At 68.7% G+C, this 14002-nt stretch carries 11 protein-coding genes; 9 read left to right on the forward strand and 2 right to left on the reverse strand.

The features are described 5' to 3' along the window. Positions 1-23: 23 nt before the first annotated feature. From E0H73_RS04575 to E0H73_RS04590, 4 genes are all read left to right on the forward strand, one after another. Complete coding sequence (locus E0H73_RS04575; protein ID WP_131351639.1) at positions 24-815, forward strand: metal-dependent hydrolase; 792 nt, start codon at positions 24-26, stop codon at positions 813-815. Positions 816-1014: 199 nt separating this feature from the next. Then, positions 1015-1929, forward strand: a complete 915-nt coding sequence (gene dapA / locus E0H73_RS04580; protein WP_131351642.1) for a 4-hydroxy-tetrahydrodipicolinate synthase — start codon at positions 1015-1017, stop codon at positions 1927-1929. Beyond that, positions 1926-3620 (forward strand): ribonuclease J, encoded by a 1695-nt coding sequence (locus E0H73_RS04585; protein ID WP_131351645.1) that lies wholly within the window; start codon positions 1926-1928, stop codon positions 3618-3620. Before dapA ends, E0H73_RS04585 begins: the two co-directional genes overlap by 4 nt. Before the next feature lie 24 nt (positions 3621-3644). After that, the gene (locus E0H73_RS04590) at positions 3645-4676 is read left to right on the forward strand and encodes a LacI family DNA-binding transcriptional regulator (protein WP_238163801.1); all 1032 of its coding nucleotides are present in this window, start codon (positions 3645-3647) and stop codon (positions 4674-4676) included. Here the strand turns inward: E0H73_RS04590 and E0H73_RS04595 are convergent. Beyond that, entirely contained in the window at positions 4650-5564 is a 915-nt protein-coding gene (locus E0H73_RS04595) for a fatty acid desaturase family protein (protein WP_131351648.1), read from the reverse strand. The genes E0H73_RS04590 and E0H73_RS04595 overlap by 27 nt on opposite strands. Before the next feature lie 61 nt (positions 5565-5625). Next, positions 5626-6693 (reverse strand): fatty acid desaturase family protein, encoded by a 1068-nt coding sequence (locus E0H73_RS04600; protein ID WP_131351651.1) that lies wholly within the window; start codon positions 6691-6693, stop codon positions 5626-5628. Positions 6694-6888: 195 nt separating this feature from the next. Here E0H73_RS04600 and E0H73_RS04605 point away from each other — a divergent pair, with 195 nt between their 5' ends. From E0H73_RS04605 to E0H73_RS04625, 5 genes are all read left to right on the forward strand, one after another. Further along, entirely contained in the window at positions 6889-8415 is a 1527-nt protein-coding gene (locus E0H73_RS04605) for an alkaline phosphatase D family protein (protein WP_131351654.1), read from the forward strand. Positions 8416-8532: 117 nt separating this feature from the next. Then, on the forward strand, positions 8533-10590 hold the full coding sequence (locus E0H73_RS04610; protein ID WP_131351657.1) for a prolyl oligopeptidase family serine peptidase: 2058 nt from the start codon (positions 8533-8535) through the stop codon (positions 10588-10590). An 86-nt stretch (positions 10591-10676) separates the two neighbouring features. Continuing rightward, complete coding sequence (locus tag E0H73_RS04615; protein WP_131351660.1) at positions 10677-11657, forward strand: alpha/beta hydrolase; 981 nt, start codon at positions 10677-10679, stop codon at positions 11655-11657. 112 nt (positions 11658-11769) lie between these two features. Next, a complete protein-coding gene (locus E0H73_RS04620) occupies positions 11770-13635 on the forward strand; it encodes an ATP-binding protein (RefSeq protein ID WP_131351663.1) in 1866 nt (621 codons plus the stop codon). Then, positions 13626-13991, forward strand: a complete 366-nt coding sequence (locus E0H73_RS04625; RefSeq protein WP_165555482.1) for a helix-turn-helix domain-containing protein — start codon at positions 13626-13628, stop codon at positions 13989-13991. The genes E0H73_RS04620 and E0H73_RS04625 overlap by 10 nt, the downstream gene beginning before the upstream one ends. The last annotated feature ends 11 nt before the right edge of the window (positions 13992-14002 follow it).

Raw genomic sequence — 14002 nt, forward strand, 5'->3', positions numbered from 1 at the left:
GAGGGAGTGGTGAGGCGCAGGTGATGGGTCGGTCGCATGCCCTGTCGGGGTGGTGCCTGGGACTGGCGGTCGCACCGCTGGTGGGTCTGACGTCGGTGGCGGAGGTGGTCCCGTTCGCGGCGGCTACGGCCGGCTACGCGCTCGTCCCCGACCTCGATCACCCGGGCGCGAGCGCCTCCCGGCTGCTCGGTCCGGTGACAGGACTGGTGTCCACGGTGATCCGTACGTTCTCGGGCCTGCTCTATGACCTCACCAAGGGACCACGGGATGAGGACAGCACCGGGAAGCACCGCCACGCCACGCACACCCTGGCCGCCGCGATCCTGCTCGGCGTACTCGCGGCAAGCCTTGGCGACCGAGGGAAGTGGGCCGTGCTCGCCATCGCCGCGACCGGACTCCTGCTGGCTGCGCACGTACTCGGCGACTGGCTGATCATCGCCGTCCTCGCAGCCGTCGGCTGGTCAGTCCTGGGTACGGCGCTCCCAGGTACGTCAACTGCGGACGCCCTACAGGCCGGCCTGACCGGGATCGGCGGATGGATCGGTGTCGCGGTGGCGCTCGGCATGTTCACGCATTGCCTTGGTGACAGCCTGACCCGGTCGGGTTGCCCGTGGTTGTGGCCGCTGCCGATCCGCGGCGAGACCTGGTACGAGATCCGGCTCCCGCGTCCGCTGCGCTTCCCCACCGGCGGCTGGGTCGAGCGCATCCTCATTGCGCCGTTGCTCCTGGCGGGCGGCGTACTGCTGCTTCCCGGCGCGTTGCAAGCAGTGCAGCGATTCTTCGACGCAACCTCGATCTGGCTGGCCGGTCGATGACGAATTCTCCACGGTCCGCAAGGCCGCAACTACCGAGAGTATTCGCAGAAATTTTTCCGGACTTTTTTGGTCGAAGCTGTAACGACTGCTGGGCCTGGCCCGATAGGACCATTGAGCCTGGTAGCTGCCCGGACCCCCGAGCGGACAGCTATCAGGCCTACTCATTTCTCAGCGGCTTCGGAGCGGTAATCTGAGCCCCATGTCCTCGCCAGATTCTTCTGCCTCGCCGGCGCTGCCCTTCGGCCGCCTGACGACGGCCATGGTCACCCCGTTCCGGCCCGACGGCTCGCTCGATCTCGAGGCCGCGCAGAAGGTGGCCACCTACCTGGTCGACCGCGGCAACGACGCGCTGGTGATCAACGGGACCACCGGCGAGGCGCCCACCACCTCGGACCAGGAGAAGGTCCAGCTGGTGAAGGCGGTGCTCGAGGCGGTCGGTGACCGGGCCAAGGTGGTTGCCGGAGTCGGCACCAACGACACCAGACACACGATCGAGTGTGCGAAGCAGGCCGAGGCCGCGGGGGCCGACGGCCTCCTGGTCGTCACGCCGTACTACAACAAGCCTCCGCAGGACGGGCTGCGCGCGCACTTCACCGCGGTCGCCGACGCCACCGGCCTGCCGAACATGGTCTACGACATCCCCGGCCGGGCCGGCGTCGAGGTGAAGACCGACACGCTGATCGCGCTCGCCGAGCACCCGCGGATCGTCGCGGTGAAGGACGCCAAGGGCGACGTCGCCGGGGCCACCAAGGTGCTGGCGAACACCGATCTGTTCTACTACTGCGGTGCGGACGAGCTGAATCTCGCCTGGCTCGCGATCGGCGCGGTGGGTATCGCCAGCGTCGTCGCGCATGTCGCGAGTGAGCCGTACCGCCAGTTGATCGACGCCGTGGTGGCCGGCGACCTCGCCACCGCACGAGAGATCGACCGACGGGTGGTGCCCGCCGTCGAGGCGATCATGACCAGGACCCAGGGCGCCATCATGGTGAAGGCCGCGCTCAAGCTGGCCGGCGTCATCGAGCACGCGACACTCCGGTCGCCGTTGATTGAGGCGACCGCTGAGCAAGTGGACTGGCTCACCACCGACCTCAAGACGGCAGGACTGATTGCATGAGCCATCCCCACCCAGATCTCGACGCGCCCGGACCTCTGACCCCGGGCGCTTTGCGGGTCATCCCGCTCGGCGGCCTCGGCGAGGTCGGCCGGAACATGACGGTCTTCGAGTACGACGGGAAGCTGCTGGTCGTCGACTGCGGCGTACTGTTCCCGGACGAGAACCAGCCCGGCGTGGACCTGATCCTGCCGGACTTCCAGCCGATCCGGGACCGCCTCGACGACATCGTCGCGGTGGTTCTGACCCACGGCCACGAGGACCACATCGGCGGCTTGCCCTACCTGCTGCGTGAGCGGGGTGACATCCCGGTCATCGGCTCGCAGCTCACGCTCGCGTTGCTGGAGGGCAAGCTCAAGGAACACCGGCACCGCAACGTGCCGCAGCAGACCGTGGTCGAGGGCGAGAAGCTCCAGATCGGCCCGTTCGTCTGCGAGTTCATCGCGGTCAACCACTCGATCCCGGACGCGCTCGCGGTGGCGATCCGGACGCCGGCCGGCATGGTGCTGCACACCGGCGACTTCAAGATGGACCAGTTGCCGCTGGACAACCGGATCACCGACCTGCGGGCGTTCGCGCGGCTCGGCGAGGAGGGCGTGGACCTGTTCTGCGTCGACTCCACCAACTCCGAGGTGCCCGGCTTCACCACGCACGAGCGCGACATCGCGCCGGTGCTGGACCGGGTCTTCACCAACGCGAGGAACCAGCGGATCATCGTCGCCTGCTTCGCCTCGCACGTGCACCGCGTCCAGCAGGTGATGGACGCTGCCGTGAAGCACCGCCGCAAGGTCGCGTACGTCGGCCGCTCGATGGTGCGCAACATGGGTGTGGCCCGTGACCTCGGCTTCCTGAACGTGCCCGGCGACACGCTGATCGACATGCGCGAGCTGGACAACTACCCGCCGGAGCAGGTCGTGCTGGTCTCGACCGGTTCGCAGGGCGAGCCGATGTCGGCGCTGTCGCGGATCGCGGCCAACGACCACCACGTGGTCCAGATCCAGCCGGGGGACACCGTCGTCCTGGCGTCGTCCCTGATCCCGGGCAACGAGAACTCGGTCTACCGGGTGATCAACGGCCTGACCCGGCACGGGGCGAACGTGATCCACAAAGGCAACGCGCTGGTGCACGTGTCCGGTCACGCCAGCGCCGGCGAGCTGCTCTACTGCTACAACATCGTCAAGCCGCGCAACGTGATGCCGGTGCACGGCGAGATCCGGCACCTGCACGCGAACGCCGACCTCGCGATCCAGACCGGCGTACCGCGGGAGAACGTGGTCGTCGTCGAGGACGGCGTGGTGGTCGACCTGATCGACCGCAAGGCCGTCGTGGCCGGCAAGGTCGACTGCGGGTACGTCTTCGTCGACGGCTCGACCGTCGGCGACGTCACCGAGACCTCGCTGAAGGACCGCCGGATCCTCGGCGACGAGGGTTTCATCTCGGTCATCGCCGTGATGGACTCGGTCACCGGCAAACTGACGGCAGGGCCGGAGATCCAGGCGCGCGGGTTCGTGGAGGACGACAGTGTCTTCGACGACCTGAAGCCGCGGATCGAGGCGGAGATCGAGAAGGCGATCGGCGGTGGCGTGGACGACATGTACCAGCTGCAGCAGGTGATCCGGCGGGTGGTCGGCAAGTGGGTCAGCGACACCCACCGCCGCCGCCCGATGATCATCCCGGTCGTCGTGGAGAGCTGAGAACCAGGAAGGGTGGGCCGGCGGTTGAGCATCAGCGGGGTGAACGGCACGGGGCAGCGCCGGCCCACGATGAAGGAGGTCGCGGCCCGGGCGGGCGTCGCGCTGAAGACGGTCTCCCGGGTGGTGAACGAGGAGCCGAACGTCAGCCCGGAGCTGACCGCGAAGGTCCAGGCGGCGATCAAGGAGCTCAACTACACGCCGAACGAGAGCGCCCGGATGCTGCGCCGCGGCAAGACCGGGACGATCGCGGTGGTCATCCGCGACATCGGCGACCCGTTCTTCGCCTCGCTCGGCCGCGCGGTCGAGCTCTGGGCCCGCTCGAGCGGTTCGGTCGTGATGATCGGCCTGACCGACGAGGACCCGGAGCGGGAGCGGGACGTCTGCCTGGAGTTCGTCGCCCGCCGGCCGGACGCGCTGATCATGGCGCCGATCGGGGAGACCCAGGAGTACCTCGCCCCGCACGTCGACGCCGGGATGGCGGTCGTCACGATCGACCGGCCGGCGCACGGGATCGAGGCCGACGCGGTGCTCGCCGACAACGCCGGCGGCATCGACCAGGCGATCGACCACCTGGTCCGGCAGGGCCACCGGCGGATCGCGTACCTCGGTGACGACGAGCGGATCTTCACCGCCCGCGAGCGCGTGGTCGCCTACCGGGCCGCAATGGCCCGGCACCGGATCGACGTGGACGAGGACCTGGTCCATCTGTCCGAGCCCACCACGGAGGGCATCGGCATCACGCTGTCCGCCGTACTGGATCGGACGGAGCCGGCCACGGCGTTGCTGTCGGCAAACAACATGACCACTGCCGAGGTGCTCCGCGGACTGGCCGGCCGGCGGGACAAGGTGGCGTTGGTGTCGTTCGACGACCTCGCGCTCGGCGACCTGCTCAGCCCGGGGCTGACCGCGGTCGCTCAGTCTGCCGACGTGATGGCCCGTACGGCGATCCAGTTGATGACCGAGCGGCTGCCCGAGCCGCACCGGCCGGGCCGGACGGTCCGCGTCCCGGTGAAGCTGACGATCCGCGGCTCAGGCGAGATCCCGCCCACTGGCTGAGCGGAGTTCCGCCGCCAGCGGGCATTGGAACGGGTCGCGTGCTTTGAGTCCGACGTTGTTCAGGTAGTCGACGACGATCCGGTACGACGCGAACAGGCCGACCTCGGTGTACGCGACGCCGTGCAGAGCGCAGTACTCGCGCACAATCGGCTGGACCTGGCGGAGCGTCGGCCGCGGCATGCTCGGGAACAGGTGGTGCTCGATCTGGTAGTTCAGGCCGCCCAGAGCGAAGTCGGTCAGGGTGCCGCCGCGGATGTTGCGCGACATCAGCACCTGGCGGCGCAGGAAGTCGAGCTTCATCCCGGCCGGGACGAGCGGCATGCCCTTGTGGTTCGGCGCGAACGCCGCACCGAGGCAGACGCCGAACACCGCGAGCTGCAGACCGAGGAAGGCGCTGGCCTTGCCCATCGGGAGCAGCAGGTACAGCGCGGCAACGTAGCCGGCGATCCTCGACATCACGACCGCGGCCTCGATCCGGTCCAACCGGTTCGCGTCCCGGCGCAGGAGGTGCCGCACGCTCGACGAGTGCAGGCCGATTCCTTCCAGCGTCAGGAGCGGGAAGAACAGCCAGCCCTGCCGCGCCGCGATCCACCGACCGAGTCGGCCGCGCTTCGCAACGGCGTACGGCGTGAACGCGATCGCATCGAGCTGTACGTCGGGATCCTTGTCCACCTGGTTCGGTGCGGCGTGGTGCCGGGAGTGCTTGTTCCGCCACCAGGTCACGCTCATCCCGGCGATACAGCCGGCCAGGACTCGCGCCGTCCAGTCGTTCCGCGCTGCCGAGTGGAAGATCTGCCGGTGGGCGCTGTCGTGGCTGAGGAACGCGACCTGCACCAGCACGAGTGCCAACGCGCCGGCCAGCAACAGCTGGAGTGCATCATCCGGCATGGCGGCCAAACGGGCATGAAGGCGAGCGCGTGGTCAGGTGTCCGGTTGGCAAAAGGACCGGCTAGCGCATCCGTGCGGCGAGCGGACAGTGGAACGGATCGCGTGCCCTCAGCCCGACATTGTTCAGGTAGTCGACGACGATCCCGTACGACGTGAACAGGCCGACCTCGGTGTACTTCACCCCGTGCAGGTCGCAGTACTCGCGAACGATCGGCTGGACCTGCCGCAGCGTCGGCCGCGGCATGCTCGGGAACAGGTGATGCTCGATCTGGTAGTTGAGCCCGCCGAGCGCGAAGTCCACGATGATCCCGCCCCGGATGTTCCGCGACATCATCACCTGGCGGCGGAGGAAGTCGAGTTTCATCGTCGCCGGGACGAGCGGCATGCCCTTGTGGTTCGGCGCGAACGACCCGCCGAGGCAGATCCCGAACACGGCCAGCTGCAGCCCGAAGAACGCTCCCGCCTTGCCCACCGGCAGCAGGATCAGCAGCACCGCCACCGATCCGGCCAGCCGGGTCAGAACGATCGCTGCTTCGATGCGCTCCAGCTTGGTCGCCGTACGCCGGAACAGGTGGCGCAGGCTGGCGACGTACAGGCTCAGGCCCTCCAGGGTGAGCAGCGGGAAGAACAGCCAGCCCTGCCGCCGGGTCAGCCAGGCGGCCAGACCCTTGCGCTGGGCAAAGGTTTCGGGTGTGAAAGCGAGGACCCCCGGGCCGATGTCCGGGTCGCGGTCGAGCTGGTTCGGCGCGGCGTGGTGGCGGCTGTGCTTGGAGTGCCACCAGCTCGAGCTCATCCCGACCAGTACGGCGGCCAGCAGGCGCGTGGTCCAGTCGTTCCATCGCTTCGAGTCGAAGATCTGCCGATGCGCTCCGTCGTGACTGAGGAATGCGACCTGGGTCAGCACCAGCGCCAGCCCGCCGGCGAGCAGGAGTACGAGCCACGAGTTGCCGAGCAGGCCGACGCCGGCCCAGACAGCCGCGAACGCGAGCGTCACGACGGCGATCCGGATCCAGTAGTAGCGGTGCCGCCGGTTCAGCAGCCCGAGCTCGCGCACCGTGCGGGACAGGTCGGTGTACAGGCTGGTGTACCGCTGCTGCGGATGGTCGTCATCGGCGACGAGTTGTGACATGAGAAACGCCCCACTCCGGGAGTGCATCGACCGCGATGCGCTACCGGGTCTGGGGCAGCGCCACACGTATGGTGGCTGGTACCCCAACGGAACCATGGACGCGGAGCCGGCGCAACCGGTCCGCGTCAGTGTGAGACAGGGCGCTGATCATCCGGGGTTCACCCTGTCGTCACCGGTGCGGAGCAAGCTGGCGGCATGAACTTGAGCCGCCGCCAGCTCTTGGCCGCATCCACCGTCGCCGGCGCCTCCCTGGCTGTGCCAGGGGTGGCTACCGCGGCCCCCAACGTCGTACGTCGTGACCGGCCCGCACTGCCGTCCGGGATCATGTCCGGCGACGTCACCGAGAACTCCGCCATCGTCTGGTCCCGGACCGACCGCCGCGGCCGGCTGGTCGTCGACCTGACCAGCAACGGCCGCTTCGACCGGGCGATCCGGTTGCGTGGCCCGATCACCGGACCCGACGACGATTTCACCGCCCAGCTGCCGCTGAAGGGCCTGCGCCCGGGGCAGCGCTACGACTACCGGATCGCGTTCGAGGACTCCTGGGGCCGCCGCGGCGAGACCCTCGAGGGCGCGTTCGGTACGCCGGGCCGCAACCGCGGACTGTCGTTCGTGTGGACCGGCGACACCGCCGGGCAGGGGTACGGGATCAACCCCGAGATCGGCGGCATGGCGGCGTACAAGGCCATGCACCAGACCCGGCCGGACTTCTTCCTGCACTCCGGCGACAACATCTACGCCGACGGCCCGATCGAGGCCGAGCTGAAGGTTGCCGACGGCACCGTCTGGAAGAACGTGGTGACCGAGGAGGTGTCCAAGGTCGCCGAGACGCTGGCCGAGTACCGCGGCCGGTACAAGTACAACCTGCTCGACGACAACGTCCGGGCGCTGTACGCCGACGTTCCGATCGTGAGCCAGTGGGACGACCACGAGACGCTGAACAACTGGTACCCCGGTGAGATCCTCACCGACGACCGCTACACCGAGAAGCGGGTCGACGTCCTGGCGGCCCGGGCCCGGAAGGCGTTCCTCGAATACTTGCCGATGGTGCACTCGGCCGGCCGGAACCGGATCTACCGCAAGGTGAGCTACGGCCCGCTGCTCGACGTGTTCTGCCTCGACATGCGGACGTACCGCGGTGCGAACCCGACACCCGACACGGTTGGCCCGGTCGCGATGCTCGGTGCCGAGCAGGCCGCGTGGCTGGTCCGCGAGGCGGCCGCGTCGAAGGCGACCTGGAAGGTGATCGCCAGCGACATGCCGCTCGGCCTGCTGGTCCCGGACGGCCCGCTGATCGAGGCCGTCGCGAACGGCGTCAGCGGCGCGCCCGGCGGCCGTGAGCACGAGATCGCCTGGGTGCTGAGCCAGTTCAAGCGGCGCAAGGTCCGCAACACGATCTGGCTCACCGCGGACGTGCACTACGCCGCGGCCCACCACTACGACCCGTCCCGCGCGGCCTACACCGACTTCGACCCGTTCTGGGAGCTCGTGGCCGGCCCGGTCAATGCGGGCACGTTCGGCCCGAACGCACTGGACTCGACGTTCGGCCCGAAGGTCGAGTTCGTGAAGGCGGCCGACTTCCCGAGCCAGTCGCCGGCCGGCGGCAACCAGTTCTTCGGTCACGTCTCGATCGACCCGCGCAGCGGCGTGTTCACCGCGTCCCTGCGCAACCTGTTCGGCACCGTGCTCTGGTCCCAGGACATCAACCCGGCCCGCCACTGAGGGCCTGTCGTACCCACCGGCCTCCGGCGCCTGCGCGGGATGCCGCCCACCGGAGCCGGTGGGTACGACGCTCACGAGCTTCTGCTGAAATCGCACTCGCCGGTTAAGTTGGAGCGCATGACTGCCGCTTACCCCGAGAGCCGTCGCGACGACGTCGTCGACACGCTGCACGGCCACCAGATCGCCGACCCGTACCGCTGGCTGGAGGACCCGGACTCCGCCGACACCCAGGACTGGGTCCGCCGGCAGAACGAGTTCACCCAGGCCGAGTTGTCGACGTACCGGGAGCGGGAGTGGTTCGAGGCCACGATGTCCGCGATCCTGGCCCGGCCGCGAGCCGGCGTACCGGCGAAGAAGGCCGGCTGGTACTTCGCCGGCCGCAACGACGGCACGCAGGCGCAGGATGTCGTGTACGTCGCGGAGTCGCTGGAGGAACTGCTCGCCGGCGGCCGGATCCTGATCGACCCGAACACGCTGTCAGCCGACGGCACCGACTCGCTGGGCTCGTTCACTGTCAGCCCGGACGGCAAGTACTTCGCCTACGGCATCAACGAGAGCGGCAGCGACTGGACGACGTTCCGGCTGCTCGACATCGCCACCGGCACCTCTGTGGACGACGGCGTGACGGAGGCGAAGTTCTGCGAGGCCACCTGGCTTCCGGACAGTTCGGCGTACCTCTATCTGCACTATCCGCCGACCGGCCGGAGCGAGGGCACGGAGACGAAGTCGCTGACCGGTGGTCGGCTGATGCTGCACAAAGTCGGCGATCCGCAGTCGTCGGACGAGCTCGTGCTGAGCTTCCCGGACCAGGACCGCTTCTTCATCACGCCCGAGGTGTCCGAGGACGACCGCTACCTGGTCGTGCACATCAGCGAGGGCACCGATCCGGCGACTCGGCTCTGGGTCTTCCCGATCACGTCGGACGGCCTCGGCGATCCGGTCAAGGTGGTGGACGAGTTCACCGACGAGATCGCGTTCGTGCGGATGTCCGGTGATCAGCTCGTACTGCGGACCGACCGTGATGCGTCTCGTGGTCGCGTGGTGCTCTCCTCGCTGGACGGCACGTTCACCGACCTGATCTCGGAGGGCGAGGCGACCCTGCAGGCAGTCCGCGGTACGGCGGCCGGCCTGACGACGCTCACGCTGGTCGACGCACAGCCGGTGCTGACGCTCTACGCGCTGGACGGCTCCGGTGCGCGCGTTGTCGACGTTCCGGGTGGGGGAGTGGTCGGTCTCAACGCGTCGCCCGAGTACGACGAGATCTTCGTCGGCCTGTCGACCACCACGGATCCCACGCTGTCGTACGTCGTATCGGCTGACTCGGGCTCTGTCCGTGCATTGCCCGAGCTGGTCCGTGGCGGAGGTGGGTTCACTCCGCCGTCGGTCACGGTGACTCGCCGGATCGCGCCGGGCCGCGATGTGCCGTACTTCCTGATCACTCGCTCCGACCTGGACTTCTCGCAGCCGCGGCCGACTCTCATGTGGGGCTACGGCGGCTTCCGCATCCCCGTCCTGGCCGACTACCGGCCGGGTTGGCCGGCGTGGCTCGCCGCCGGCGGAGTGCTGGTCATCGCCAACCTGCGCGGCGGTGGTGAGTACGGCAGCGACTGGCACGACGCGGGGCGGCTGAAGAACAAGCAGAACGTGTTCGACGACTTCATCGCCGTGGCTGAGCACCTGCGCGACACCAACGTGACCACTCCGGAGCAGCTGGCCATTCACGGCCGCAGCAACGGCGGACTGCTCGTCGGTGCGGTCATGGCGCAACGCCCGGACCTCTTCGCGGTCGCCCTCCCGGGCGTGGGTGTCATGGACATGTTGCGCTTCCACCTGTTCACGGTGGGAGCTGCTTGGGCGTCCGACTTCGGTCATCCCGACGACGAGTCGCAGTTCGCGGACCTGCTGGCCTACTCACCGCTCCACAGTCTTCGGGACGGGACGGCGTACCCGGCAACGCTCGTGGTCACCGGTGACCACGACGACCGCGTCGTGCCGTTGCACAGCCACAAGTTCATCGCCACCCTGCAGCACGCCCAGTCCTCGCCCGCACCGATCTTGACCCGAATCGAGGTCAACACCGGCCACGGCTTCGGCAAACCCGCCGCAATGATCGCGTCGGAGTGGGCGGACCTCCTCGCCTTCGCCGCACACCACACCGGACTGCGAGTGGAGTAGCCACTCGGTATTTTGACGGATGCCGGTTCGCGGTGGCCGCTGGTGGACTCGATCCGACCAGCCCCACCGCGAACAGGAGAACTCCGATGACCGAGGCGTACGACGTACCCGATGCCGGCACCGACCTCAGGATCGAGCGACGGGTCCGTGAGTTCCTGACCGAGCTGAACAAGAACCCGGACCCGTTCTGGCTGCTGCCGGGTGAGCAGGTCCGCGCGACCCTCAGCGGTCTGCAGGCGACGGTGCCGGTCGACCTGAGCGGCGTCGACGTGACCGAGCACGACATCGAGGTCGACGGCGTCCGGACGAAGCTGTACATTCAGCGACCGTCCGGCGTCGACGGCCCGCTGCCCGTCGTCCTGTTCCTGCACGGCGGGGTGTGGATCGCCGGCGACTTCGACAACCACCAGCGGCTGACCCGCGACCTGGTCGTCGAGACCGGGTACGCCGTGGTGTTCGTCGAGTACACGCCGATCCCGGACGCGGTCTTCCCGGCCCAGCTGGAGGAGTGCTACGCGGCGCTGCAGTGGGTGGCCCGCGACGGCGCGGCGGCCGGCCTGGACGCGAGCCGGCTGGCGGTCGCCGGGAACAGCGTCGGCGGCAACCTGAGCGCCGCGCTGGCGCTGTACGCCCGTGACCATGCCGGTCCGGAGATCAAGGTCCAGCTGCTGCTCTACCCAGCGACCGACGCGCGGCTCGACACCGAGTCGTACCGCGAGTTCGCCGACGGTCGGTTCCTGCCGCTGGCCTTCATGAAGTTCGGCTGGGACACCTACGCGCCGGACGAGACCACCCGGCACAACCCGTACGCCGCCCCGCTGCAGGCCCGGCCGGATCAGCTGCGCGGGTTGCCGCCGGCGATCATCCACACGTCGGGCAACGACGTACTGCGCGACGAAGGGCAGGCCTACGGTCACAAGCTGGACGAGGCCGGCGTCGATGTGGTCTCGGTGATGTACGTCGGCCAGATCCACGACATGGCGCTGCTGAACCCGATCCACGACCTGCCGTCGACCCGGGCCGAGTTCCGGCACGCCGCGGCGGACCTGGCGCACTACCTCGGCTGACCTCCCGGTCATGTCGTGTTCGCTACGAAGCCGCTCCACGATTGGAGCGGCTTCGTCACATCTGCCTTATCGTCCACTCTGGAAGTACTCCCGGTGGATCGAGAGGTGGTCGATGGGCACGCTGCCGGCCGAGCTGACCAGCTTCGTCGGTCGACGCCAGGAACTGCGCGACATCAGGGCGCTGCTCGCGACCGGGCGCCTGGTCACGCTCACGGGACCGGGCGGCGTCGGCAAGACCCGGCTGGGTCTGCGGACGGCGGCACAGCTGCGCAGGACCTTCCCGGACGGCGTCTGGCTCACCGAACTCGCCGCCGTACGGGATCCGGCCGAGCTGCCGCGGACCATCGGCTCGACCTTGGGGTTGCGCGACGCCGACGACGACCCGATCGCCAGGTTGACCGAGTTCATCGAGGACCGGTCGCTCCTGCTGGTGCTGGACAACTGTGAGCACCTCCACGATTCCTGCGCCGATCTGGTCCGGCGGCTGCTGAAGGCCGCGCCGGGTCTCCGGGTGCTCGCAACCAGCAGACACGTCCTCGGAGTCGACGGCGAACACGTGTACGCCGTTCGCCCGCTGCCGGCCGCGGTCGTCAGCGGCCTGTCCGGCGCCGTCGAACAGGATGCGGTGAAGCTGTTCGCCGATCGCGCCGCCGCGGTGTCCGCGGGCTTCCGGGTGACCGAGGGAAACTGGGCGCAGATCGTCGAGATCGCCCGGCGACTGGACGGCATCCCGCTGGCCGTCGAGCTGGCGGCAGCCTGGATGCGCGTCCTCTCGGTCGACGATCTGCTCGACCGGATGGACACGCTGGCGCCGGGACGACAGCAGATCCTGGACTGGAGCTACGGACTGTGCAGCGACGCGGAGCGGACGTTGTGGGCGCGCCTGTCGGTCTTCATCGGTGGGTTCGACCTCGCGGGCGCGGAGGCTGTCGGGGCCGCGGACCTGTCGGTGCTCTCGGGGCTGGTGGACAAGTCGATCGTGCAGTCCGACGGCGGTCTCGGGACCGGCCGGTTCCAGTTGCTCGAAACGATCCGTGAGTACGGGCTGGAGAAACTACGGTCCGAGGAGGACGTCGTACGGGCGCGGCATCGTGACCACTACCTGCGGCTGGCCGAGCGGTATGGGCGGGACTGGAGCCGTGGGGACGCGCAGGCCGAGGCACATGCACGGACGCGACCGGAGCATGCCAACCTGCGGTCGGCGCTGGAGTTCAGCCTCACCACACCAGGGCAGGAGGCGGTCGGACTGCGACTCGCGGTCGCGCTGCACTACCACTGGCTGTTCTGTGGGCACTCCGCCGAGGGCAGGCGTTGGCTGGAACTCGCCCTCGAGCGGAACCCTGCACCGAGCCGGGACCGGGCGCAGGCGCTGTGGATCGCGGCGTTCGCGCTGAGTCTGATGGGCTATCCGTCCACCATCTATTCCTACGGCCACGAGGCGGAGGCCTGGGCTCGCGAGAACGGTGACGACGAGGTCCTCGCTTACGCGCTGCTCGTCATCGGCGGCTATTGGTTCCTGAGCGGTGAGGTCGAGAAGGCGGAACCGCTGTTCCAGCAGGCGATCGGTCAGCTCGAAGCCCGCGGCGAACCGAGCAGCTTGCTCCTCCAACTCCACGCGTCCGCTGCGCAGGTCCAGACGTGGGAAGGTCATCCCGAGCGCGGACTGGCGCTGGCGCGTCTCGGACTGGAGCAGTGCGACGCCAGTGGAGAGCAGTTTGCTCGGAGCAATCTGCTGTTCGCACGGTCGCTCGCGCAGTGGAGGCTCGGCGCGTACCGAGAGGCTGCCGAGGGACTGACCGAAGCGATCCGGCTCGCTCAGACCTTCAACGACGTACTCGGGGCCGTCACTTGGCTGGAGTTGCTGTGCTGGACCACAGCGGCGATGGGCAGCACGCACGCGCTGCCGAGTTGCTGGGTGTCGCGGACAAGCTCTGGCCGATGGGTGGCGGGCGTCCAATGCTCGGCTGGATGCACATGACGGACGCCCACGACACGTGTGAGCGCGAGGTACTGGACGCGCTCGGACCTGAGCGATACCGGACCGCGTTCGATCGTGGTGCGGCAGCGGCCACGGAGTTCGACGAGGCGATCGCGTTCGCGGTCGGAGTGGAGTCCTCGGACCTCGCGCCCGGTCCGAGTACTCCCGGTCCGCTGAGTGGGCGGGAATACCAGGTGGCCGAGCTGGTCGCGCAGGGGATGACGAACAAGGAGATCGCGGCGCGCCTGGTCATCAGCCGGCGGACTGCCGAGTCCCACGTCGTGCACATTCTGGACAAGCTGGGCTTCAGTTCACGGAGTCAGATCGCGACCTGGCTGGCGACGCATCAGCAGTGAAGGGTCATCCT

This window comes from Kribbella pittospori (assembly GCF_004331465.1).
In the GTDB taxonomy this organism is placed as follows: Bacteria; Actinomycetota; Actinomycetes; order Propionibacteriales; family Kribbellaceae; genus Kribbella; species Kribbella pittospori.

Bases quoted from the DNA above. Each gene is read 5' to 3' on its own strand.
- E0H73_RS04575 (WP_131351639.1), top strand. From the start codon at position 24: ATGGGTCGGTCGCATGCCCTGTCGGGGTGGTGCCTGGGACTGGCGGTC.
- dapA (WP_131351642.1), top strand. From the start codon at position 1,015: ATGTCCTCGCCAGATTCTTCTGCCTCGCCGGCGCTGCCCTTCGGCCGC.
- E0H73_RS04585 (WP_131351645.1), top strand. From the start codon at position 1,926: ATGAGCCATCCCCACCCAGATCTCGACGCGCCCGGACCTCTGACCCCG.
- E0H73_RS04595 (WP_131351648.1), bottom strand. From the start codon at position 5,564: ATGCCGGATGATGCACTCCAGCTGTTGCTGGCCGGCGCGTTGGCACTC.
- E0H73_RS04600 (WP_131351651.1), bottom strand. From the start codon at position 6,693: ATGTCACAACTCGTCGCCGATGACGACCATCCGCAGCAGCGGTACACC.
- E0H73_RS04605 (WP_131351654.1), top strand. From the start codon at position 6,889: ATGAACTTGAGCCGCCGCCAGCTCTTGGCCGCATCCACCGTCGCCGGC.
- E0H73_RS04610 (WP_131351657.1), top strand. From the start codon at position 8,533: ATGACTGCCGCTTACCCCGAGAGCCGTCGCGACGACGTCGTCGACACG.
- E0H73_RS04615 (WP_131351660.1), top strand. From the start codon at position 10,677: ATGACCGAGGCGTACGACGTACCCGATGCCGGCACCGACCTCAGGATC.
- E0H73_RS04620 (WP_131351663.1), top strand. From the start codon at position 11,770: ATGGGCACGCTGCCGGCCGAGCTGACCAGCTTCGTCGGTCGACGCCAG.
- E0H73_RS04625 (WP_165555482.1), top strand. From the start codon at position 13,626: ATGCACATGACGGACGCCCACGACACGTGTGAGCGCGAGGTACTGGAC.